General features: G+C 56.2%; 19 protein-coding genes and 1 tRNA gene. 7 read left to right on the top strand and 13 right to left on the bottom strand.

Annotated features, from left to right (window positions below; genetic code table 11):
* Positions 1–146: 146 nt before the first annotated feature.
* Together ACVDG4_RS22780 and pyk are read left to right on the top strand one after the other, a co-directional pair.
* A complete protein-coding gene (locus tag ACVDG4_RS22780) occupies positions 147–590 on the top strand; it encodes a DUF1036 domain-containing protein (RefSeq protein ID WP_447236788.1) in 444 nt (147 codons plus the stop codon).
* A complete protein-coding gene (gene pyk / locus ACVDG4_RS22775; RefSeq protein ID WP_133951353.1) occupies positions 587–2,023 on the top strand; it encodes a pyruvate kinase in 1,437 nt (478 codons plus the stop codon). The genes ACVDG4_RS22780 and pyk overlap by 4 nt, the downstream gene beginning before the upstream one ends.
* 49 nt (positions 2,024–2,072) lie before the next feature.
* Here the strand turns inward: pyk and ACVDG4_RS22770 are convergent, their stop codons facing one another.
* The 5 genes from ACVDG4_RS22770 to cpdR all read right to left on the bottom strand — a co-directional run bounded on the left by ACVDG4_RS22770 (position 2,073) and on the right by cpdR (position 4,791).
* Positions 2,073–2,951, bottom strand: a complete 879-nt coding sequence (locus tag ACVDG4_RS22770) for an alpha/beta fold hydrolase (RefSeq protein WP_447236787.1) — start codon at positions 2,949–2,951, stop codon at positions 2,073–2,075.
* 176 nt (positions 2,952–3,127) lie between these two features.
* The gene (locus tag ACVDG4_RS22765) at positions 3,128–3,700 is read right to left on the bottom strand and encodes a tetratricopeptide repeat protein (RefSeq protein ID WP_447236786.1); all 573 of its coding nucleotides are present in this window, start codon (positions 3,698–3,700) and stop codon (positions 3,128–3,130) included.
* Between the two features lie 244 nt (positions 3,701–3,944).
* The gene (gene ykgO / locus ACVDG4_RS22760) at positions 3,945–4,070 is read right to left on the bottom strand and encodes a type B 50S ribosomal protein L36 (RefSeq protein ID WP_008196524.1); all 126 of its coding nucleotides are present in this window, start codon (positions 4,068–4,070) and stop codon (positions 3,945–3,947) included.
* A gap of 152 nt (positions 4,071–4,222) precedes the next feature.
* Positions 4,223–4,297, bottom strand: a tRNA-Val gene (locus tag ACVDG4_RS22755).
* 134 nt (positions 4,298–4,431) lie between these two features.
* A complete protein-coding gene (gene cpdR, locus ACVDG4_RS22750) occupies positions 4,432–4,791 on the bottom strand; it encodes a cell cycle two-component system response regulator CpdR (RefSeq protein WP_008196017.1) in 360 nt (119 codons plus the stop codon).
* A 247-nt stretch (positions 4,792–5,038) separates the two neighbouring features.
* Between cpdR and ACVDG4_RS22745 the strand changes: the two genes are divergently transcribed.
* Together ACVDG4_RS22745 and hisN are read left to right on the top strand one after the other, a co-directional pair.
* Positions 5,039–5,887, top strand: coding sequence for an N-formylglutamate amidohydrolase (locus tag ACVDG4_RS22745; protein WP_209002538.1), 849 nt, complete (start codon positions 5,039–5,041; stop codon positions 5,885–5,887).
* Positions 5,888–6,166: 279 nt separating this feature from the next.
* Entirely contained in the window at positions 6,167–6,973 is an 807-nt protein-coding gene (gene hisN, locus ACVDG4_RS22740; protein ID WP_447236785.1) for a histidinol-phosphatase, read from the top strand.
* Between the two features lie 42 nt (positions 6,974–7,015).
* Here hisN and ACVDG4_RS22735 read toward each other — a convergent pair whose 3' ends face one another.
* A complete protein-coding gene (locus ACVDG4_RS22735; protein WP_447236784.1) occupies positions 7,016–8,095 on the bottom strand; it encodes an alpha/beta fold hydrolase in 1,080 nt (359 codons plus the stop codon).
* A 106-nt stretch (positions 8,096–8,201) separates the two neighbouring features.
* Positions 8,202–8,627, bottom strand: a complete 426-nt coding sequence (locus tag ACVDG4_RS22730) for a hypothetical protein (protein ID WP_306147828.1) — start codon at positions 8,625–8,627, stop codon at positions 8,202–8,204.
* Between the two features lie 270 nt (positions 8,628–8,897).
* On the opposite strand from ACVDG4_RS22730, the gene ACVDG4_RS22725 reads away from it, so the two are divergent.
* Entirely contained in the window at positions 8,898–9,344 is a 447-nt protein-coding gene (locus tag ACVDG4_RS22725; RefSeq protein ID WP_133951341.1) for an Hsp20 family protein, read from the top strand.
* A gap of 78 nt (positions 9,345–9,422) precedes the next feature.
* Here ACVDG4_RS22725 and ACVDG4_RS22720 read toward each other — a convergent pair whose 3' ends face one another.
* From ACVDG4_RS22720 to ACVDG4_RS22700, 5 genes are all read right to left on the bottom strand, one after another.
* Positions 9,423–10,481 carry a threonine aldolase family protein gene (locus ACVDG4_RS22720; protein ID WP_447236783.1) on the bottom strand — a complete coding sequence of 353 codons (1,059 nt, stop codon included), beginning with the start codon at positions 10,479–10,481 and terminating at the stop codon, positions 9,423–9,425.
* A 45-nt stretch (positions 10,482–10,526) separates the two neighbouring features.
* The gene (locus ACVDG4_RS22715; protein ID WP_133951337.1) at positions 10,527–11,105 is read right to left on the bottom strand and encodes a DoxX family protein; all 579 of its coding nucleotides are present in this window, start codon (positions 11,103–11,105) and stop codon (positions 10,527–10,529) included.
* Positions 11,106–11,146: 41 nt separating this feature from the next.
* Entirely contained in the window at positions 11,147–11,938 is a 792-nt protein-coding gene (locus ACVDG4_RS22710; RefSeq protein WP_447236782.1) for an HvfC/BufC N-terminal domain-containing protein, read from the bottom strand.
* 1 nt (position 11,939) lies between these two features.
* On the bottom strand, positions 11,940–12,836 hold the full coding sequence (gene bufB / locus ACVDG4_RS22705) for an MNIO family bufferin maturase (protein WP_447236781.1): 897 nt from the start codon (positions 12,834–12,836) through the stop codon (positions 11,940–11,942).
* Positions 12,837–12,937: 101 nt separating this feature from the next.
* Complete coding sequence (locus tag ACVDG4_RS22700) at positions 12,938–13,243, bottom strand: BufA1 family periplasmic bufferin-type metallophore (RefSeq protein ID WP_133951331.1); 306 nt, start codon at positions 13,241–13,243, stop codon at positions 12,938–12,940.
* A gap of 534 nt (positions 13,244–13,777) precedes the next feature.
* On the opposite strand from ACVDG4_RS22700, the gene gltB reads away from it, so the two are divergent.
* Together gltB and ACVDG4_RS22690 are read left to right on the top strand one after the other, a co-directional pair.
* Positions 13,778–18,577, top strand: a complete 4,800-nt coding sequence (gene gltB / locus ACVDG4_RS22695) for a glutamate synthase large subunit (protein ID WP_447236780.1) — start codon at positions 13,778–13,780, stop codon at positions 18,575–18,577.
* A gap of 86 nt (positions 18,578–18,663) precedes the next feature.
* Positions 18,664–20,097: a glutamate synthase subunit beta gene (locus ACVDG4_RS22690; protein ID WP_447236779.1), complete on the top strand. Its 1,434-nt coding sequence runs from the start codon at positions 18,664–18,666 to the stop codon at positions 20,095–20,097.
* 92 nt (positions 20,098–20,189) lie between these two features.
* On the opposite strand, the gene ACVDG4_RS22685 is transcribed toward ACVDG4_RS22690, so the two are convergent.
* Positions 20,190–21,248, bottom strand: a complete 1,059-nt coding sequence (locus tag ACVDG4_RS22685; RefSeq protein ID WP_447236778.1) for an SGNH/GDSL hydrolase family protein — start codon at positions 21,246–21,248, stop codon at positions 20,190–20,192.
* Positions 21,249–21,361 lie beyond the last annotated feature (113 nt).

Here is a 21,361-nt window from a genome sequence, read left to right as displayed (position 1 = left end):
GGGGTTTTCCTCCCGCACATATCTTGTTAACGACGTTGACAAGACACTTCTGTCCACGCAAAAAGCCAATGTCTGTAAAGCAGCAAAGTGAACGACTGCGTATGTTAGAGGTAGGGGAACGGCACCGGGGCTGGTCGCAAACGTGGATGCGTGCATCCATCCAGACCTTCTGCGCCTTAAGTCTGGCCGTCCTCCTGAACACCATTTTCAGCGACAACGCACACGCTGATCTCCGTCTATGCAACAAGACGGACAGCCAGGTTGGTGTGGCTATTGGATACAAGGACAAGTCCGACTGGATCACTGAAGGTTGGTGGAACCTTGCTTCCAACAGCTGTGAAACACTGGTCCCGGGCGCTTTGGTGTCACGCTACTATTACATCTATGCGGTGGATTACGATCAGTTCGGCGAATGGGGCGGTCGCGCATTCATGTGCACCCGGGAAAAAGAATTCACTATTCGCGGAATTGAAGATTGTGTTGCTCGGGGATTCGAGCGGACAGGCTTTTTTGAAATCGACACGGGAGAACAAAGCAGCTGGACAGTCCAGCTCACAGAACCCGTGCAACAAGGGACAGGTGGGCGATGAGGCGAAACCGACGAGTTAAAATTCTCGCAACTCTCGGACCCTCCTCCTCAGAACAAGACATCATCGAAAAATTGTATGTAGCTGGTGCTGATGTGTTTCGCATCAACATGAGCCATACCGATCATGATCGTCTCAAGATGCTGGTCAGCCGCATCCGTGCTGTGGAGGAAGTAACAGGAAGACCGATTGGGATTCTTGCCGACTTACAGGGACCAAAACTGCGCGTAGGCACATTCGGCGATGGCCCGGTGATGCTTGAAAACGGCGCAGTCTTTACATTGGATGCAGACACATCGGCAGGCGATGTCAATCGTGTCCACCTTCCTCACCCCGAAATCCTGAAGGCTCTGGAACCCGGCCACCGGCTGCTTCTTGACGATGGCAAGATCCAGCTGCGCGTGACTGAATCGTCTCCGACGAAAGCTCAGACCGAAGTTATCGTCGGCGGCAAGCTCTCTGACCGTAAAGGCGTCAGCGTCCCAGACTCTGAAATCGCGACCAGCGCGATGACAGAAAAGGACCATAAGGATCTTATTGCCGCGCTGGAGCAGAATGTAGACTGGGTTGCCCTGTCCTTCGTTCAACGCCCGGACGATCTTGCAGAAGTGCGCAAGATCACCCGCGGCCGCGCCGGTGTGCTTGCAAAGATTGAAAAGCCGCAAGCGATCGGCCGCCTTGATGAAATCATCGAGCTGTCAGACGCGATCATGGTGGCTCGTGGCGATCTTGGCGTTGAGATGCCGCTGGAACAGGTTCCAGGTCTGCAAAAGCGGATCACACGCGCCTGCCGGCGCGCAGGCAAGCCTGTAGTTATCGCAACCCAAATGCTTGAGTCCATGATCACCGCACCGGTACCAACCCGTGCAGAAGTGTCTGACGTCGCGACTGCGGTCTTTGAAGGCGCTGATGCAGTTATGCTCTCCGCGGAATCGGCAGCGGGCGACTTTCCGATCGAGGCCGTGTCCACAATGGACCGGATCGCTCAACAGGTTGAACAGGATCCAAACTACCGGACCATCATTTACGCCCAGCGTACCGAACCGGAAGCGACCGGTTCTGATGCGATCTCTGCGGCGGCACGCCAAATTGCGGAAACGCTTAATCTGGCCGCAGTGGTTTGCTACACGACATCCGGCGCCACGGGTTTGCGCGCTTCGCGGGAACGCCCGTCCAGCCCGATCATCGTATTGTCACCCGTCATGGCAACGGCCCGCCGGCTGTCGCTCGGTTGGGGTCTCCACTGTGTGGTCAGCGAAGACGCTGCCAACGAAGAGGATATGATCGATCGCGCCTGCCGTATTTCTCATTCTGAAGGATGGGCAAAACCGGGTCAGCGGATCATCATCACTGCCGGCGTCCCGTTCGGCACACCAGGATCCACCAATATGTTGCGGATTGCGTTTGTTGGCACAGACGGCCAGGGCGGCATTTGACGATCTAATCGGTTGAAATTTCAGAAGGGCGGCACTTGGCCGCCCTTTTTTATGCGCTGCTCCGGCAATCCAACACGCTTGCCTTCCCGACCCGCAGAACAAGCTGGTCCAAAGCCTCGACAATTTCCTCAGTTCGGGTGTGATGGGGCATGTGCCCCGCCCCCTCCAAAACCACAAGCTCGGCATTTGGAAGATCCCGCAGCAAACCTTCGCTGTGAATAGATGGCCACACGACCGTGTCTTCCGTGCCGGTTAAGATGACAGTGGGCTGCTCCAGATCACCATAGTCCTTGGACTGCGCTATCACGTGAGGCTTCAAGCGAGCGATATCCGTGGCATTTGAGCGGAAAGCGTCCGGCAAAAAGAGCAATGGCAATCGTGTTGCCTGATTGTAGTTCTCTGGCTGCGGCTCCGGATGAAAAACGTGCCGGATGGACCGTGGCGCCAAATACTCGGCAACGGGAAGCGTCAAGATCCGGCAGAACAACCATCCGATTACCGGCGCCGCTGCCACATGATTGTACCATGCGACACCGCCAGGCCAAGGATGTGTTGCAGGCGCCAAAAACGCCAAACCGCATATCCGGTCCGGCGCCCTCAGACCAAGTGCGGCGGTAACGGACGCGCCGAGTGAGTGACCGATGGCAATACACCGATCAATGCCCAATTCACGAAGCAGTCCCTCAATCAGCTCCGCCTGACGCGCGGGCGAGTTCTTTCCATCCGGGATCGTACTGGAAAAACCCAAACCGGGCCGGTCCACAAAAAGCAGCGGATAACGCCCTTTCAGCGGCTTTAGAAACGCGAGTTGAGTATCATAGGCATTTCCGCTCGCACCATGCAGGAAGACCAAGGTCGGCGTATCGGGACACGCGTTTTCCGCTGGAAAAAAATGATAGTGGAGTTGCACACCTTCTACGGTACACATTTCCCCATCAGGTCGGATCGAGCGTCTGATCTGATGAAACCGCAAGGCCGAGTAACCGGCAAGCGATGCGAGTACAACAAGGATTGCGGGCAGAACTGAGAGCATGTTGAGGGACTGAAACCGTATAGTTGGGACGCGTCATACAGTATAAGTGGCGCAGGATTTGCGCGTTTCCATCAAACGGGTTCGCCCTCTGCTTCCTTTTCCAGAGATTCGACTGCATCACTTGCGTTTTCGAGACCTGGATGGATTTCCAATGCCCGCCGGAACGTGGACAGCGCTTGCTCTTCAAATCCCAATCGGCGCTGGATGATCGCAAGGCCTGATAATGCACCCCAATGCCGGGGTTCCAGGGCCAGGGTTCGCTCAATATCGACAAGTGACTTGCCGAAGTCTTCCTTCATGTAATGCACGGTCGCCCTGCGGTTCCACCCTTCAGCAAAGGACGGCTCAAGGACGACAACGACGTCGAGAAGATCAAGCGCAAGCCCGTGATCCTCGGCCTGGATGGCGCGCCCGGCGCGCGCCATTAACAGATCGACGGTATCAGAGCCTGAGTCCATCCAAATGCGCCGGATGTCGCGTGCAACGCGTTGGCGCGCAGCCGGATCTTCTGCATCCGCGAGATCTTCATAAAGACTATCGAGCTTGGAAAGAGTTTCGCCAGGGTCGGTTTCTTCCACGACCACCTGCCCGCCTTCGTCCGGCTCTGCATCCGGCAAGGCATCAAAATCATCAATAGAGGGCATGTCTGTCTCTGGACCGAGATCAGGCACCGGTTGGGCAAGGCCCACAATCGGAGATAGAAAAAGAAAGGTGGCAAACACAAAAATCCGCATACAACGATTATGGGTCGTTGAATGCGGCGGTCAATCCCGAAAACTCACACGTTCACACAAACGCGAATTGGGTACATTGTTGCCCAGCGCCTTTCTAAGGCGCGCACCTGACAATGCCTGTTGCGTGACGCTGCCAGAAGCAGCGTCAGAACATTTAGCCCTGACGTGCCTTGAAGCGCGGGTTCTTCTTGTTGATGATGTAAACGCGGCCCTTACGGCGAACCATGCGGTTTTCCCGGTGACGGGTCATCAACGCTTTGAGCGAATTCTTGATCTTCATGTCATTGTCCCCGTGGGGTCGTCTGTTTAGCTTCAAACCAAATGAGCGCCCAAGGCGCCCATTCTTCTCAGTCATTTTTGCCGGAAGTCGCTGCAGATATCTGCGCAAGTCTTCCAAGCTAGAGCGCGTCACGAATTTGATCTGCGCAATAATGGTGGGCGTGACAGGGATTGAACCTGTGACCCCTTCGATGTCAACGAAGTGCTCTCCCGCTGAGCTACACGCCCGAATTTCTTCGGCCATCGGCGCCCCAACGCCGTGGTGGGGTGCGATATAGCGGGGATCCAAAGTCTGTGCAACCCCCTTTTCACCGAACTGTCAAAAATTCCTTTTTCGCTCTTCAGCCTGTTGAAAGTAACGATCAGGCAGCGAGCATGCGCTCCACTTCCTGCACCAAGTCCTTGAGGTGGAAGGGCTTTGAAAGAACCTTTGCATCCTTCGGCGCATCCGATTCAGGATTGAGCGCAACGGCTGCAAATCCGGTTATGAACATCACCTTCAGATCAGGGTCGAGCTGCGTTGCACGCCGCGCGAGCTCAATGCCGTCCATCTCCGGCATCACAATATCGGTCAGAAGCAGGGAAAACGGTTCTTCGCGCAGTCTCTCATACGCGCTTTTGCCGTTATCAAATGACACGACGTCATACCCGGCATTTTCCAGAGCCTTGGCCAGGAACCGGCGCATGTCGTTATCGTCTTCGGCAAGCAGGATACGCGGCATAGTTTGCAACCAATTTCCTTCGCATTACGGAGCGTTCAAGTCTTTCGCCGGTTATAGCTCGAAATCAACAGAAAGATAGGGTGAATTGGTTCTCCTAAGCTTTTGCGCGCTCGACTGTGGACTGCGTGTTGATTCCTTGGCACGATAGGCAATCGCCGCAAACGGGACACACATATTGACAAGTTCAACGCCCAGCGCCCCAAACAGCCAGTTCGAAGTCGACTTCAACGGCTTTCCTGCATTTGATGTGTTGTCCCCTGCTGATCAACGGCTGCCATTTGTTTTCAACTCTCCACATTCGGGCCGTCAGTATCCAGAGAGTTTTCTGGCTGCCTCACGGCTTGATGCGCGCTCGATCCGGCGGTCCGAAGATGCTTATGTGGACGAGCTCTTTTCGCATGTGGTGCCACTTGGTGCCCCCATGCTTCGGGCACACTTTCCGCGCGCTTATCTGGATGTGAACCGGGAACCTTATGAGCTCGATCCGAAGATGTATGACGGTCGGCTGCCGTCTTACGCAAACATCCGCTCAATCCGGGTAGCGGGTGGCCTTGGAACCGTCGCGCGCATTGTCAGCGAAAACCATGAGATCTATCGGCACAGGCTGCCTGTTGAAGAAGCGCTCAACCGCATCGAGACGATCTATAAGCCCTACCACTCGACACTGAGGCGTCTGCTGGCGCAAACGCACGTGACATTTGGGCATGCAGTCTTGATTGACTGCCACTCAATGCCGTCAACAGTGAAATGTCAGACCACAGATACACGGCCCGATTTCATTCTGGGTGATCGCTACGGCACCAGTTGCAACAGCGACCTCACCGACTTTGCGTTTGAAACATTGCGGAGCAAAGGATACAGCGTGAGCCGCAATAAACCGTATGCGGGCGGCTTCATAACGGAGCATTACGGCCGGCCGTCAAGCGGACTGCATGCTCTTCAAATTGAAATCAATCGCGGCCTTTACATGGACGAAGCGACCCATGAGCCGACGGCCCATTTCGGACAATTGTTCCACGATCTGAAAGACTTCGTCCGGGAGTTGACCGCAATGCCGGACGCCGGTCTCGTCGCGGATCCAATCGCGGCCGAATAATCCCTGTATTAAATCGAATTAAAAAAAAGGCCGCACTCGAACGAGGCGGCCGAAGTCTAGGGAGGAAACGCCCAAGGAGGGCGGCACGACAGAAAGCTCTATCGCACCGCAATAAGATCGCACCGCACCGCACAAAATGCAACCCCGGCAGCGGTTGTTTCATGCTCAAAATATGAGCATCAATTCAGGTATTCCGAATTCTTTTTTTGCAAATCAGGTTATAAGACAGCCACCTGCGGTCGTTCTGACCGAAGAGTGACACATCCGACTGGAGGCCATATGTCCATGCCGCTCGCTGCCAGTGCAAACCCGCTGGCTCCATTTCTCGATCGCCTGGCGGACGCTTCCAGCGCTGCAATCATGCCGCACTTCCGTCAAGGCTTCTCGGTCGACAACAAGTTGGAAAGCGGTTTCGACCCAGTCACAATCGCCGACAAGAACGGTGAAACAGCTATGCGGGCTCTGATCAACGAAAATTACCCCGACCACGGCATCCTGGGTGAAGAACATGGACCAGAGAACCTTGATTCTGATCATGTTTGGGTCTTGGACCCGATTGATGGCACACGGGCCTTTATTACCGGTCTTCCAACTTGGGGATCCTTGATCGGCCTCCGGTCAAATGGCAAACCCAGCCTTGGCATGATGGTCCAGCCTTACATTGGCGAGCGCTACAGCGGGGATTGTGAACGCGCCTGGTATCATGGGCCTCTCGGCCAAAAAGATCTGAAAACGCGGGCCTGCACATCGCTCGACAGCGCGACCTTGTTTACGACAACACCCGCGCTTTTTAACGCCAGAGAACGGCCGGTCTTTGATCAATTGGAGGCAGAGGCACAGCTGACACGATACGGAACGGATTGTTACGCTTATTGCATGGTGGCAGCAGGTCACGGCGACGCTGTCATTGAATCCGGGCTACAGGCCTATGACATCGTTGCACTTGTGCCGATCATCGAAGGCGCTGGCGGGGTTGTCACGACCTGGACAGGCGGCTCACCGGCAGATGGCGGTCAGATCGTCGCATCCGGCGATAAACGCCTCCACGACATCTTGCTGACCGAACTGGCGAAAGCTGCCGTGTGACGCCTGTCTCAAAAATTCGGCCAGGTAGTGCGTCACTGACACTCAATCAGCGCCTGCCTGGTCCAACACCAAATCTGCTTCCAATCCTGGCACAAACGCATCGAATGCCGCCCAAACCTGGTCCCGGTATCTGTCGGCTTCCATAAGAAGCTCGTGTTCCGCGCCCGAGATCTCGATATACGATGCATTCTTTGTCCGGGAAACAAACTCTTCAATTGCGGGCGTGGCAACAATTCTGTCACGGCCGGCACCAAGTATAAGGCACGGCAAGCGCATTTCAGGTCCGGCGCGGCGCTGACGCATCGACTTCATGGCCGTGGCGGCTGCGTTCAGCCAACTCATCGTCGGCGATCCGATACCGATTTCCGGGTACTCCTCCAGAACCTTGGAAAACCTGCGATAGCGCTGACGGTCAGTTGTCTGGCGGTTTTCTTCGAATGGGAGCGTAAGCTTCCCGTTTCCACCTGGAACGTAGAGCCGGCCCAAAAAGGTCCAGGCGCAAAATCGAGCAAGGCCAAAACCGAGTGTCTCGGTCAATCGGGAAGTGGACGGGCGGGTCGCCCTGAGTTGAGGTCTTCCAAACAGCCCCAAAGTCAAAATACGGAGCAGCTTTCGCAAACCGGCCGTCAGTTCGCTTTCCCAATCCCTTGGTGCGATCGCCAGTAGCGGCGCCGTAATGACCGCCCGATCCAACATCGTCCGCAGTCGCTGTGAACATGACATCAAAATGAGGCCGCCCGTAGAGTGCGCCAGCGCAAAATGCGGTCCCGGGTAGGTTGCAAGGGAAACGTTCTTCAAGATCGCCAGCAAATCCTGCTGATATCTTTTGAAGTTCGTGACGTGTCCCCGCGCCGGGCTTCGGGTCAAACGCGTCGAACCGCCCTGCCCGCGCCAATCGAAGGCAACAACAGCATATCCTCGCGAACGCAGGTCGGAGACAACTTCATAGTATTTTTCGATAAACTCAGCGCGTCCCTGGAGGATGGTCACAGTGCCCCGACACGACTTGCCCGGCGCAGCAGGCCAATGCGCATAGCGCAGCTTGACCCGGCCATTCATCTCCAAAAACCCGGAAACGGCCCCATCCGGGACCGGATTATCCTTGGTGTCAATCAGGCTCATCTTGATCCGATTCGCTTGTCGCAGCGATCAGTGATAGCCGCCTGAGCTCCAGCTCTCAATATACTTTGAGCCGGCCCCGCAGGACCGGCTCCAAAAGTGACCAGAATTACCACCGGCTGTGCCAGTTGTACCGTGGGCCCAGAGGGCGGCTACGCACGATATCTGCATTGCGGGAATCGACAACGAGTCTGACAGGAAAACCACGCCAGCCACGTGCTTTGATGATGTACATCGGGCCGCGGCGATCAATGATTTTGATCCGATGAAACCCGCGATGGCGCAAGCTGCGGCGAATTTGCCTCGGCCCCAACTCGTATTGATGCCGACCGTGCCGACGATCCCAACCGCGCCCCGGCCCGCCGCGGTAATCGACTGTAATCGTCATGCCGCTAACCACGGGTGCCTTTGCACCGAAACCTGAGACAGGAACAGCCTGCGCTTGCGTTGCTCCACCGGCGGCCAAGAGCAAAACCGCTCCTGCAATCGGGGCAGACGCTTTCGTGGAAATGCGCTTCATGAGTGACATCGACATTGTGTGATCTCCTTGTTCCGCCAGCCCCGTGCTGGCGATACCCGGAGAATGCCGAAGAGCGTTTGAACGGGACCGGAAGGCCCTATTCATCTTCAGTTCATCGCCGATGATTCCGCTTACCCACGACCTCTTGAATTCAAAATTCAGAATTCCCATCTCGATCAGTGCAGGCGCCAAAACGGGTCTGCGCAGCGTTCCAGTCTCGCCGATGATGGGGGACAGGAGATCGCAAAGATCAGAAGTAACAGTTGCTCAAAGAGAGGACAGACTATGCGTCACTTCGACTTTACTCCCCTTCACCGTTCCACAATCGGTTTTGACCGCCTTTTTTCCATGCTGGATGCAGCTGGCAATGAAGCTCCGAGCTATCCGCCGTACAACATCGAGCGGACCGGCGAAAACTCCTACCGGATCACCATGGCTGTTGCAGGCTTCAGCGATGCGGAACTCTCCGTTGAAGCAAAAGAACACGTTCTGACCATCAAGGGTGAAAAAGCAGAAGAAGCTGCTGATCGCGAAATACTATATCGCGGCATCGCATCCCGGACGTTCGAACGCCGCTTCCAGATCGCGGAATACGTCCGCGTTGACGGTGCGAGCCTCGAAAATGGTCTCCTTCACGTCGACCTGGTCCGTGAGCTGCCCGAGGCCATGAAACCCCGCAAGATCGAGATCACATCCGGCGGGACCAAACAGATTGAAAGCACCGCTCACTGACCGGCAGCTTTTCCCCTGAGCTGAAGCGGTGCGGAGGCGCCTGTCAAACAGGCGCCTCTCTTCGTATCTACCGCAGCCTCAAGATATCTCGGACAGCGCGCCCAAGAACGCTGCCACGTCGTCTTCGGTCGTTGCGAAGCTGCACACCATTCGTACGCAAACTTCATCCGCCTGCAGAGCATGGTCCTCAGGCATATCTTTCGCCGGCCATTCGTAAATTTTTGCGCCTTTGGCTTCCAATTGCTCGAACTGCCGACGCTTCAGGATTGGAAACAGCTCATTGGCTTCAACAGGCCAGGCGGTTCTTCCACCAGCGGACCGAATACCTTCGGCAAGTTTTAGTGCCATCGCGTTGGCGTGTGCTGCCGTATCCAGCCAGCTGTCTTCACTGAAATATCCATCAAACTGGGCAGCCACAAACCGGCTCTTGGAAAACAGATGCCCGCCGCGCTTGCGGAAGTACTCAAATCCCTTGGCAGCCTCCAGATCGAAGAAGACGACTGCTTCCGCGCACCAGCACCCATTTTTGGTGGCACCAAAGGAAAGAACATCCACCCCGGATTTCCAGGTCATGTCGGCGGGTGAACATCCAAGCGTTACGAGCGCGTTTGCAAAACGAGCGCCGTCCATGTGCAAGGGGACGGACCGGGAGGCAGCAACCTCCTTGATCGCAGCCATCTCTTCCAGCGTGTAGACTGTTCCGCTTTCGGTCGCCTGGCTGATCGAGACACTTGCGACCTGACCATGATGCACAACGCCATCGGGGAAAGCGGACATGGCCTCGATCAAGCCACTTGCGTCAAATTTGCCATTTTGCCCAGAAACACTGACCAGCTTGCCGCCGCTGGTCATGAACTCCGGACAATTGCACTCATCGACCTGAATGTGCGAGTCGCGGTGGCAGAAAATGGCACCACCCGGTTTGCCGTAAGCCGCGAGCGCGAGCGAGTTTGCAGCCGTCCCTGTTGCCACAAAAAAAACTGCAACTTGCCGTTCAAACAGCTCATTGAACTTGTTGGAGACGCTTTCGGTGAAGGGGTCACTGCCGTAAGCCGGCGCATGACCATTATTATGGCGGGTCAGCGCCGACATCACCGCCGGAGCTGCACCCGCCCAATTGTCACTGGCAAAATTCATGGGGCCGTTAAATCACCACGGCCCCAACCGGGCAACCGCTATTTCCTAGTAGTACATTTCCCGCTTGCGGTACTGGACACCCAGTAGCGCATCGAGCGAAATCAAACCCGGTCCTTTTAAAGTCGGCACCAGAAGCAGGAAGATCCACAGCAGCCGATCATCCGCAATAATCGCGTAAGGATCTCCGTCAAACAGCGCCCCGATTGTCTTGGCATCGGCCCCATGACCCGTGATGTCGACATAAGTCATGACAATTATGAAGACGATCATGCCAAGGCTCGCCGCGCGGGTGAAAAGGCCAACAACAACAAGCACCGGCAGGATGAACTCGCCCCAAGTTCCGAGGAGGACAATCAGTCCATATGGAAAAAAGGCGATCTGGCTGGTGTCATAGCTGACCTGCTCCATCATGGCCGGCAGCATTTGGGCATATGCGCCAGCCGTCGGCGTGAAGATGTTCATGATGTTGCCGCCAATTTTTGTGAGCGCCGAGTTCCAGAAAAACTGGAACAGCACAGCAGCAAAAATAAGCCGGGAGGCAAGACCCAGAAACCAGCCCTCAGTCAGCCGCTCAATTGCGCCGAACACCAACGTGTAAAGCCTTACAAAAAAACCAATAACCATCCGCTTCATAGCCTCTTTTGTTGTTTCTAGCCGGATCCCGCTTAGGCGGGTTCTTTGGTCTGCAAACCGGCAAGAGCCCCATTTGATAGAAAGTTCGACAAACAATCAGCCAGTGTAAAACCGCTGTCTATTTCAAGTGCCGTTTCAGCCGCTTCCCCCAACGTTGCCCCAGAAATAATTGCGCCCCCGAACGTGGCATGGCTTGGTTCCAAAACCCGGACATCGACATCGAATTCTGGCCGGACGATCAGCACAGGCTGAGCAACAGAGAGATCGATCTGCGATTGCTCTCCATCTTTGAACCGATTGACCTTCACGAGATCCCAGATCGGCCACTCTGAAGCCACGATCGTTGCCGCCGGGTGACGCTGAAATCTCACGCCTTCAAGATCTGCGGGCGGGATCGTCGCAAGCGCGGCCGGATCAAAAACTTCACAGTCTTTTGCGTGGTAGGATTGAAGCCAAGCCCATTCCAGGCGCGCCACATCTTCCAGATAAGGATAGGCCTTCAGCGGCGGAAATGCGGCAAGAAAATTTGGAAACGCTTCTCCATACCAGATCAGGACAGGGTTTGACGGCTGATGTTCTGCGACAAACGCACGGGCCAAAGCCGCAAAATATTCGTCACCGAGGAGCGCTTTGATAGACGGATAGGTCTCGCCCAGCGCCTCGCAAAGGCTGACGATGACATTGTTCCTATAAACATTGAAGCGTTTCACGTCCGGCAGCCCATCGGGTCCGACAGCGCCTTCGGGTGTCCCGAGTTCCGGATTGATGAGAGCGTCGCCAAAGTCAGCTGCGGAGAGCCTTGGCAGTGCAAACACTTGTGCCATGTCAGCTGACCGCCTTCAGGTCTGCGTCTTCGGCACGACGCAGGATTTCCTGCGCAGCATCTGCTTCACGAAGCAAAACGGGCCATGCAGGAACATCATTGTCCCATTCAATCAATGTCGGCAGGGCGCCGTGCATTCCAATCACGTCTTTGTAGAGAGCCCAAACAGCATCATCGACGGCTCGGTCATGCGCATCAATCAACAGCGGACGTCCCGCCTCGTCCATATCCGGAGCATGGCCTCCAAGATGTATCTCACCGACATATTGCATGGGAAATTCGGCCAGGTAAACGGCCGGCGATTGTTCCTGGTTAGTACAGGACACGTAGACGTTGTTGACGTCAAGCAGCAGACTACACCCTGTCCGGCGAGTGATCTCCTTAAGGAAATCCAACTCACTGAAGGTGCTCTGAGCATAGGCAATGTAAGTGGACGGGTTCTCCAAAAGCATCTGCCGCCCCATCACATCTTGAACTTCATCGATGTGATCGCACACGCGTATGAGAGTTGCCTGGTCGTATGGAACCGGCAAGAGGTCATTGTAGTAGGTCGTCTCGTGTGTAGACCAGGCCAGGTGTTCAGAGAACAGACCGGGCTCATAGCGTTTGTTCAACTCCGCGAGCCGAGCCAGGTGATCTTTGTTGAGCGGGCTTTCGCCGCCAATGGACAGACCAACCCCGTGAAGCGATAGCGGATAGATGTCGCGAATTGCCGTGAGTTGTTGATGCGGCCGCCCTCCGGCGCCCATGTAGTTTTCAGCGTGAACTTCGAAAAAACCGATGTCCGGGTGGCTTTGAAGAATGTCGTCGACATGCTCCGCTTTCAAACCAGCGCCGGGCCGGTTCGGAACGGCCGCCTGAGTGCCAAAAGCAGAAACGGGTTGTTCGTCGGACCGCATGGCAAGCTCCAGACCTTGAACTACGGTGTGAGGCGGGCGGCGCAAACCGCCAGCCTGAGTTCGTATGATCGCCCGTTAATGGCCGATTCGAATTCTTCCAATTACGCTTCCGGAAGGTCGCGAGACAATTCCGTCAAGGATCCCTTGCGGCCGTCCGGAAGTTCCATGGACACGCATGTGCCTTTCGGAACCAGCGTCCAAGCGTTGCCTTGGTAGTCAACGGTTGAAGAACCGGCACACGTCGTGCCCGGACCGGCTTTACAATCGTTTTGGCCTTTCAGGGAAACACCATAGCATTTCTCTTTGGCTTGAGCATGGGCCGGTGTCGAAGTGGTCGCCGAAAGACCTGCAATTGCAGTGGCAACGGCGCCAGCAACAACTGCTGCAGACATAGCCTTGTTTTTCATATCAAACTCCTCTGGTCAAAAAATCAGCGCAGCAACCACGATGCCGGATAAGTGCTGCTACACCCGTTACATGGCCGGATTGGCGTTCAATGGGAAATCAAACGCCTGTGACACTGCTGCGAGCTGTCACCTACCTTAGACTATTAAACGAAAGATTCTTACTCAAACCCAACTCAACGCGACGTTTCCGGACGATTGGCACTTTACGTACGAAACAATTATAATAGCGACAAAGAAACACACTTGCTCCTTGCAATGAAATCTGTCATGTTCCGCCCGCTTGGAATAGGACAGGCATACTGTCCTTTTGAGGTAAGGGAAACACCACCGGACCGCCGGTCGTGATAAATGTAAGATCCAAGCAGCCGCTTGCTCGGTCCGGGGAGGGCCTCCAGCAAGATGAGGCAATTGTGTTTCAACAGCGCTAACTGGCGCTGCGGCAATGCGACGGTTTGCCAGAACAAGCCGCTGCAGTAAGTACATCGACAGAGCCGGGGCAAAAGCCAGGGTTCACCGAGCCGCACTCTTGATGGAATGCGACCCGAACGGAACCCGACGCTCCAAACCACGGCTAACACTGGGGTAACAGTGAGGGCGCACATGACGAAGACAGAGCTGACGACCAGCACAGCCATGCAAGCAGGCCAGACGGAGACAAACACCGTGACAGCCACAACACTTGCCGATCGACTGGGCACGGCCGCCGACAAAGGGCTCTACAATCCGTCGCGAGAACACGATGCCTGCGGTGTTGGTTTTGTTGCGCACATGAAGGGCGCAAAATCCCACAAGATCGTTGCAGACGGACTGCAGGTTCTGGAGAACCTCACACACCGCGGCGCAGTTGGTGCAGATCCGCTCATGGGCGACGGCGCCGGAATGCTGGTTCAAATCCCGCACGGTTTTTTCGACGCCGAGATGTCTGCCGCTGGCACACCGCTTCCGGAATTCGGCGGCTATGGCGTAGGCTTTGTATTCTTGCCACAGGACGATGTCCTGCGTGCCAAGTGCGAAGAAATCGTAGAGCGGGTCATCAAAGCCGAAGGGCAAGAGTTGATTGGCTGGCGCGATGTGCCGGTCGACAACGCGTCCCTTTCCAAAGCTCCAGACATTGCAGCCACTGAGCCGGTATCGCGTCAGGTCTTCATCAAACGCTCGAATGGCGACGATCAGGATGCGTTCGAGCGCCGGCTTTATGTTCTGCGCAAAGTGATCTCCAATACCGTTCGCGCGGAAACAGATGCGGTCACGAAAGGCTTCTACATCGTCTCGCTGTCGAGCCAGACCATTGTCTACAAGGGCATGTTCCTCGCCTATCAGCTTGGCGCTTACTACAGCGACCTGAAGGATGAGCGGTTCACCTCTGCTCTCGCGCTGGTTCACCAGCGTTTCTCGACCAATACGTTCCCGTCCTGGGACCTCTCCCACCCCTACCGGATGGTCGCCCATAACGGCGAAATCAACACGCTCCGCGGCAACGTCAATTGGATGGCTGCCCGCCAGGCATCGGTTTCATCCGCGCTGTTGGGAGACGACATTTCGAAGCTCTGGCCGATTTCCTATGAAGGCCAATCAGACACAGCCTGTTTCGACAATGCGCTCGAATTCCTGGTGATGGGCGGTTACTCGCTCGCCCATGCTGCAATGATGCTGATCCCGGAGGCTTGGGCCGGCAACCCGCTGATGGATGACAATCGCCGTGCCTTTTACGAGTACCACGCTGCATTGATGGAGCCGTGGGACGGCCCGGCTGCTGTTGCCTTCACCGATGGCCGCCAGATCGGTGCGACGCTTGACCGGAACGGTCTGCGCCCGGCCCGCTACATCGTGACTGAAGACGACTTCGTCATCATGTCTTCCGAAGTTGGCGTTCTGCCGGTTGAAGAAGAAAAGATCGTCCAGAAATGGCGCCTGCAACCGGGCAAGATGCTGCTTATCGACCTGGAAGAAGGTCGGATCGTCTCTGACGACGAAATCAAGCGCCAGCTGTCCACGGCCAACCCATATAAAGACTGGCTGCACAAGACACAGATCGTTCTGGAAGATCTGCCGGGCGTCCGCCAGATGGCCCCGGTCGCAGGCGAAAGCCTGCTCGACCGTCAGCAGGCCTTTGGCTACACCCAGGAAGACATCAAGCTTTTGATGACCCCGATGGCAACAGTCGGTCAAGAAGCTATTGGCTCCATGGGCACCGACACGCCAATCTCGGCGTTGTCGGACAAATCTAAGCTGCTTTATACCTACTTCAAACAGAACTTCGCTCAAGTCACCAACCCGCCGATCGACCCGATCCGTGAGGAGCTGGTGATGAGCCTGGTCTCATTCATCGGGCCGCGCCCGAACTTGTTTGACCTGAAAGGTTTGTCGACATCCAAACGCCTGGAAGTCCGTCAGCCAATTCTGACCAACGAAGATCTGGAAAAAATCCGGGTGATCGGCGACATCGCCGACAATCAGTTCTCGGCCAAAACCCTGGACATCACCTACAACGCCGATAAAGGCGCTGAAGGAATGGAAGGCGCATTGGCCGAACTCTGCGAGCGCGCCGAAAAAGCGGTGCTTGACGGATACAACATCATCATTCTGTCGGATCGCATGATTAACCGATCGCGGATTGCGATCCCGGCCCTCTTGGCGACAGCTGCGGTCCATCACCACCTGATCCGCAAGGGCCTTCGCACATCTGTCGGCTTGGTGGTTGAAACCGGTGAAGCCCGTGAAGTGCACCATTTCTGTGTTCTTGCCGGTTTTGGTGCCGAAGCCATCAACCCGTATCTTGCCTTCGAAACCCTTCTTTCCATGCACATGGAGATGGACTTCCCGGAAGAAGTTGATCAGTACGAAGTCGTCGAGCGCTACATCAAGTCGATCGACAAGGGCATCTTGAAGGTCATGTCCAAGATGGGCATCTCGACCTACCAGTCCTACTGCGGTGCCCAGATTTTTGACGCCGTTGGTTTGTCTTCTGAATTCGTCGAGAAGTACTTCTTCGGCACAGCGACCATGATCGAAGGCATTGGCCTGAGTGCAGTTGCCCAGGAAACCGTTCAGCGCCATTCCGAGGCATTCGGCGATGTGGCAATTCTGCGCCGGTCGCTGGATGTTGGCGGCGAATACGCTTACCGGATCCGCGGCGAAAACCACATGTGGACGCCAGATTCCATTGCAAACCTGCAACATGCTGTCCGCTCCAAGCTACCGGACATGTACCGGACGTTCGCAAAAGAAGTGAATCAGGAAAGCGGACGCTTCGCGATCCGTGGCCATTTCCGCATCAAAAATGCAGAGGAAATCGGCCGCTCCGAAATCGACATCTCCAAGGTTGAGCCCGCTGAGAACATCGTCAAGCGGTTCGTCACCGGCGCAATGTCGTTCGGGTCGATTTCGAAAGAAGCCCATTCCAGCCTTGCCGTCGCCATGAACAAGATTGGCGGCAAGTCCAACACCGGTGAAGGTGGCGAAGAGCCAGAACGTTTCAATCCGCTCCCCGATGGCACCATGAACCCGCAACGGTCGGCCATCAAACAGGTCGCCTCGGGACGTTTCGGCGTGACAACCGAATATCTGGTCAACTCCGACATGATCCAGATTAAGGTTGCTCAGGGTGCAAAGCCTGGCGAAGGCGGTCAGTTGCCGGGCCACAAGGTGGATGCGGTGATCGCAAAAGTCCGTCATTCGACCCCGGGCGTTGGCCTTATCTCGCCTCCCCCGCACCATGACATCTATTCCATCGAAGATTTGGCACAGCTGATCTACGACCTGAAAAACGTAAATCCGGTCGCGGACATCTCGGTGAAGCTAGTCTCCGAGGTCGGCGTCGGGACCGTGGCCGCAGGCGTTGCCAAGGCACGGGCAGACCACATCACCATTTCAGGCTTTGACGGCGGCACCGGTGCATCACCGCTGACCTCGCTCAAGCATGCCGGCTCTCCGTGGGAGATTGGCCTTGCAGAGACCCAGCAGACCCTCGTTCTGAACGGCTTGCGCTCACGTGTTGCCTTGCAGGTTGACGGTGGGCTTCGCACGGGCCGTGACGTGATCATCGGCGCTCTTCTGGGCGCGGATGAGTTCGGCTTCTCGACCGCACCTCTGATCGCGGCCGGCTGTCTGATGATGCGCAAATGCCATTTGAACACCTGCCCGGTTGGGATTGCGACGCAGGATCCGGTTCTGCGCAAGCGCTTCAAGGGCACTCCGGAGCACGTCATCAACTACTTCTTCTTCGTTGCCGAAGAAGTCCGTGAACTAATGGCATCCCTCGGCGTTGAAAAACTCGATGACCTCATTGGCCGCTCCGACTTCCTCGACAAGGAAGCCGCGCTCAATCATTGGAAAGCCAACGGCCTTGATTTCTCCCGGATCTTCTTCCAGCCGGACGCAAAGCCGGAAGAAACCCGCTGGACTGAGCGCCAAGAGCACCCGATCATCGACATACTCGACCGCCGCTTGATTGCAGCTGCCCAAAACACGCTGGACACCAAGGAACCGTCGACGATCGAAGAGACCATTTGTTCGGTGGACCGGTCGGTTGGCGCTATGCTGTCTGGCGAGATTGCCAAGCGCTACGGCAACAAAGGCCTCAAAAAACCGGACACGCTGACAGTCAAGCTCAAGGGTACAGCGGGTCAGGCGTTTGGCGCATTTGTTGCCAAAGGTGTCACAATGGACCTGGAAGGCGATGCCAACGACTATGTCGGCAAAGGTCTGTCCGGCGGCAAAATCATTGTCCGCCCACCGGAAAACACCCGGATCGTTGCCGAAGACTCCATCATTGTCGGCAACACCGTGCTTTACGGTGCAACTGAGGGCGAATGCTACTTTCGCGGCGTTGCAGGTGAGCGGTTCGCAGTCCGCAACTCCGGTGCGGTCGCCGTTGTCGAAGGCGTCGGCGATCACGGCTGTGAATATATGACTGGCGGCGTTGTCGTGGTGATTGGTCAGACAGGACGTAACTTCGCAGCTGGCATGTCCGGCGGCATCGCCTACGTTCTCGATGAGGATGGAACCTTCGGATCCCGTTGTAACCTGGCAATGGTGGAACTTGAGCCAGTCACCGAAGAAGACGATTTGCTTGAGAAGCTGCATCACCATGGCGGTGACATTGAGCACAAAGGCCGTGTAGACCTGTCCTGCGACATGACACGTCATGATGATGAGCGCCTGCGGCAGATGCTGACCAAGCACAAGGAGCTGACCGGCTCAACCAAGGCAGCAGCGATCCTGGACGATTGGGCCACTTACCGGCCGAAATTCGTGAAGGTCATGCCGGTCGAGTACCGCCGTGCATTGCGGGAAATGGAAGAGCAACGCCTCGGCATGGTCGCGGCGGAGTAACCGGCACATTGAACAAAATGGCTCTCGGCCGCCGATAGCGGCCGATTGCAGCCACCTTGAGGACGCACAAATTTGAGGAGGTCGCCTTGGGCAAGGTAACCGGTTTTTTGGAAATCGATCGTCAGGAACAGAAGTACCAACCAGCTTCTGACCGCATTCGCCATTTCCGCGAATTTACGATCCCGCTCAACGATCAGGAAGTCGCCAACCAGGCGGCACGTTGTATGGACTGCGGCATCCCGTTCTGCCATGGACCAAGCGGGTGTCCGGTCAACAACCAGATCCCGGACTGGAATGATCTGGTCTTTCAAGGCGACTGGGACATCGCGCTGCGCAACCTGCATTCGACCAACAACTTCCCGGAGTTCACCGGACGTATCTGCCCGGCCCCGTGCGAAGAAGCCTGCACGCTGAACCTTGAAGACATTCCGGTCAACATCAAGAGCATCGAGCAGGCGATTGCCGACAAGGGCTGGGAAGAAGGCTGGATTGCCCCGGAACCGTCCGCCACGAAGACAGGCAAAGCCGTTGCCATCATCGGTTCAGGCCCCGCAGGCATGGCCGCGGCCCAGCAACTCGCCCGGGCCGGCCATACGGTCCACGTCTATGAACGGGAGCCAAAGGCCGGCGGTCTGCTGCGCTACGGCATTCCGGACTTCAAGATGGAAAAGCACTTCATCGACCGCCGCATCAAACAGATGGAGGGCGAGGGTGTCACCTTCCACTACAACGTCGATGTCGGCGTCACCGTCAGCATGGACGAGCTCACCGAACGCCACGATGCTGTAATCCTGTGCGCCGGTGCTGAACGTCCGCGCGATCCTGGCGTTGAAGGCATGGACCTTCAGGGCTGCCATTGGGCAATGGACTACCTGGTTCAACAGAACCGCCGCGTTGGCGGCGAACCGGAAGGCGACGAAGCCCCGATCTGGGCCGGCGGCAAGCATGTTGTCGTCATTGGCGGCGGCGATACCGCATCCGACTGTGTTGGAACTGCATTCCGTCAGGGTGCGCTTTCAGTCACGCAGCTCGACATTCGGCCGATCCCGCCTCTGAAAGAAGACAAGCTGACAATCTGGCCTTACTGGCCAACCAAGTTCCGCACATCCTCTTCTCAGGCGGAAGGGGCAGAGCGCGAGTTTTCTGCTGCAACGCTCGGTCTGGTCGCAGATGAAGATGGTGTCGTAACCGGTGTGAAATGCGCCCGTGTTGACGAGAAGCGCAAGCCGATTGAAGGCACGGAATTCATCCTGCGTGCCGATCTGGTCTTTGCAGCGATCGGTTTTTCCGGACCACGCCTGGACACCTACATCGCACAGGCCGGTGAGAAACTCGAACTGGATGGCCGCACCAACGTCAAGGCCAACACTGACGACTATAAAACATCGATCGACAAGGTGTTTGCTGCGGGAGATGTTCGCAAAGGGCAGTCGCTGGTCGTCTGGGCAATCCGTGAGGGCCGCCAGGCAGCGCGCGCGGTAGACGAGTACTTGACCGGGTCAAGCGACCTGCCGCGCTGATCGAAACACGTCAGAGACGACATGCAAAAGCCGCCGGATGTCCGGCGGCTTTTTTGTTATGTTGAAATGTACATCTGACCCGGAACAGAAACTCATGTGTCTCCGGCTTCCGCCTCTACCATGGAGGACACGCTGTCGTTCCCGATCATGCGCGGATCATCAACACGCCCGGACACCGGCGCAAGCGGCTCGCCTTCAACGAAGAACCGGTAGGCCGTGCTGCTGGTGTCAATTTCGGCATCGTCCTCGCCGCCAAGCAAAAAACCTTCAGGTGATGTTGTCCGGCCCGTCAAGACGATGAAATTGGGGTCATCCTCGACACCTTCGAACGCCAGTCCACCATAGCCGCCAAGAAGACGAGACAACTCGCGTTCGACAAAAAACGCAACTTTTCGGTACCCGGCCCAGGTGAATGCGATCCGGTCATTGGTCCGAAGGCGGGTGTTCTTACCGTCCACATTGGGACCAAAGGATGTGTAGGCGCCATCCTCTGAGAGGAAGATATCCCACAAATCAACATATCGGACACGCCGCTCTTCCGCTGCCCCGGCAAAGATAGAGTTCAGTTGGGTGAAATCGCCATTGAGAAGTTCGTCATTGGTGGGTGGCAACCCGACCCAGACAATTGGCAGCTTTTCCTGCCGAACACTGCGAACCAGCGCCATGACCTTCTTGCGATAGGATTCAAGCCATTCGGCCGTCATATATTCGATCGGTGGCTCGCCCGGAAATTCTTCGTTCCGGTCGCGCCAGCCCATCATCACAACAACAGCTTTGACATCCGCGCCCCGAATACGGGAGAGCGTACGTGTGGCCCAGTCCGGCGGCTCTGCACCTGCAAAACCCTTCCGGTCTTCGGTGATTTCCTCAACCTTGATTTTTGGTTGTTGCGCCAGCGTAAATCGCAGACCGTCGGCCACACCCCGTGCCATCCGGTCTCCGACCACAAGGATCAGACCGGCGTCGGGGTCTTTTTCCACTTCCTCAAAACGCGGCGGGAGGCCGGCAGGCCGAACCACTTTTGGAGCCTGCTGAACTGGAGCTTGCCGTTTTTTCTCACGGCCACCACCAAACAAACGCTGAATTGGGGCGAACGGGTTGAAGCCCCGAAATCCATTATTCTGAGCAAGCACTATCGGCTCTTCAGCCATGGCCTCTCTTTGAAACCAGCCAGTTGGCCCAGCCGGACAAACAAGAAGTGCCAGGGCAAGTGCGAACGGCAACGCATATGGCCGAGCCATCTGCGTCAAACGTCGAAGTGAAG

The sequence above is a fragment of the Roseibium sp. MB-4 genome (genome assembly GCF_053005265.1).
The sequence above is the reverse complement of the archived record's forward strand: the minus strand, read 5'-3'. Positions and strand labels throughout refer to the sequence as shown.

What these genes read in the sequence shown, in the direction of transcription:
- gltB (WP_447236780.1), top strand. Translation starts at nt 13,778, where the DNA reads ATGCGACCCGAACGGAACCCGACGCTCCAAACCACGGCTAACACTGGG.
- ACVDG4_RS22765 (WP_447236786.1), bottom strand. Translation starts at nt 3,700, where the DNA reads ATGCCCTCTATTGATGATTTTGATGCCTTGCCGGATGCAGAGCCGGAC.
- ykgO (WP_008196524.1), bottom strand. Translation starts at nt 4,070, where the DNA reads ATGAAGATCAAGAATTCGCTCAAAGCGTTGATGACCCGTCACCGGGAA.
- pyk (WP_133951353.1), top strand. Translation starts at nt 587, where the DNA reads ATGAGGCGAAACCGACGAGTTAAAATTCTCGCAACTCTCGGACCCTCC.
- ACVDG4_RS22685 (WP_447236778.1), bottom strand. Translation starts at nt 21,248, where the DNA reads ATGGCTGAAGAGCCGATAGTGCTTGCTCAGAATAATGGATTTCGGGGC.
- ACVDG4_RS22700 (WP_133951331.1), bottom strand. Translation starts at nt 13,243, where the DNA reads ATGAAAAACAAGGCTATGTCTGCAGCAGTTGTTGCTGGCGCCGTTGCC.
- ACVDG4_RS22735 (WP_447236784.1), bottom strand. Translation starts at nt 8,095, where the DNA reads ATGAGCCTGATTGACACCAAGGATAATCCGGTCCCGGATGGGGCCGTT.
- ACVDG4_RS22715 (WP_133951337.1), bottom strand. Translation starts at nt 11,105, where the DNA reads ATGGTTATTGGTTTTTTTGTAAGGCTTTACACGTTGGTGTTCGGCGCA.
- ACVDG4_RS22780 (WP_447236788.1), top strand. Translation starts at nt 147, where the DNA reads ATGCGTGCATCCATCCAGACCTTCTGCGCCTTAAGTCTGGCCGTCCTC.
- hisN (WP_447236785.1), top strand. Translation starts at nt 6,167, where the DNA reads ATGTCCATGCCGCTCGCTGCCAGTGCAAACCCGCTGGCTCCATTTCTC.
- ACVDG4_RS22725 (WP_133951341.1), top strand. Translation starts at nt 8,898, where the DNA reads ATGCGTCACTTCGACTTTACTCCCCTTCACCGTTCCACAATCGGTTTT.
- bufB (WP_447236781.1), bottom strand. Translation starts at nt 12,836, where the DNA reads ATGCGGTCCGACGAACAACCCGTTTCTGCTTTTGGCACTCAGGCGGCC.
- ACVDG4_RS22710 (WP_447236782.1), bottom strand. Translation starts at nt 11,938, where the DNA reads ATGGCACAAGTGTTTGCACTGCCAAGGCTCTCCGCAGCTGACTTTGGC.
- ACVDG4_RS22730 (WP_306147828.1), bottom strand. Translation starts at nt 8,627, where the DNA reads ATGTCGATGTCACTCATGAAGCGCATTTCCACGAAAGCGTCTGCCCCG.
- ACVDG4_RS22720 (WP_447236783.1), bottom strand. Translation starts at nt 10,481, where the DNA reads ATGAATTTTGCCAGTGACAATTGGGCGGGTGCAGCTCCGGCGGTGATG.
- ACVDG4_RS22770 (WP_447236787.1), bottom strand. Translation starts at nt 2,951, where the DNA reads ATGTGTACCGTAGAAGGTGTGCAACTCCACTATCATTTTTTTCCAGCG.
- cpdR (WP_008196017.1), bottom strand. Translation starts at nt 4,791, where the DNA reads ATGCCGCGTATCCTGCTTGCCGAAGACGATAACGACATGCGCCGGTTC.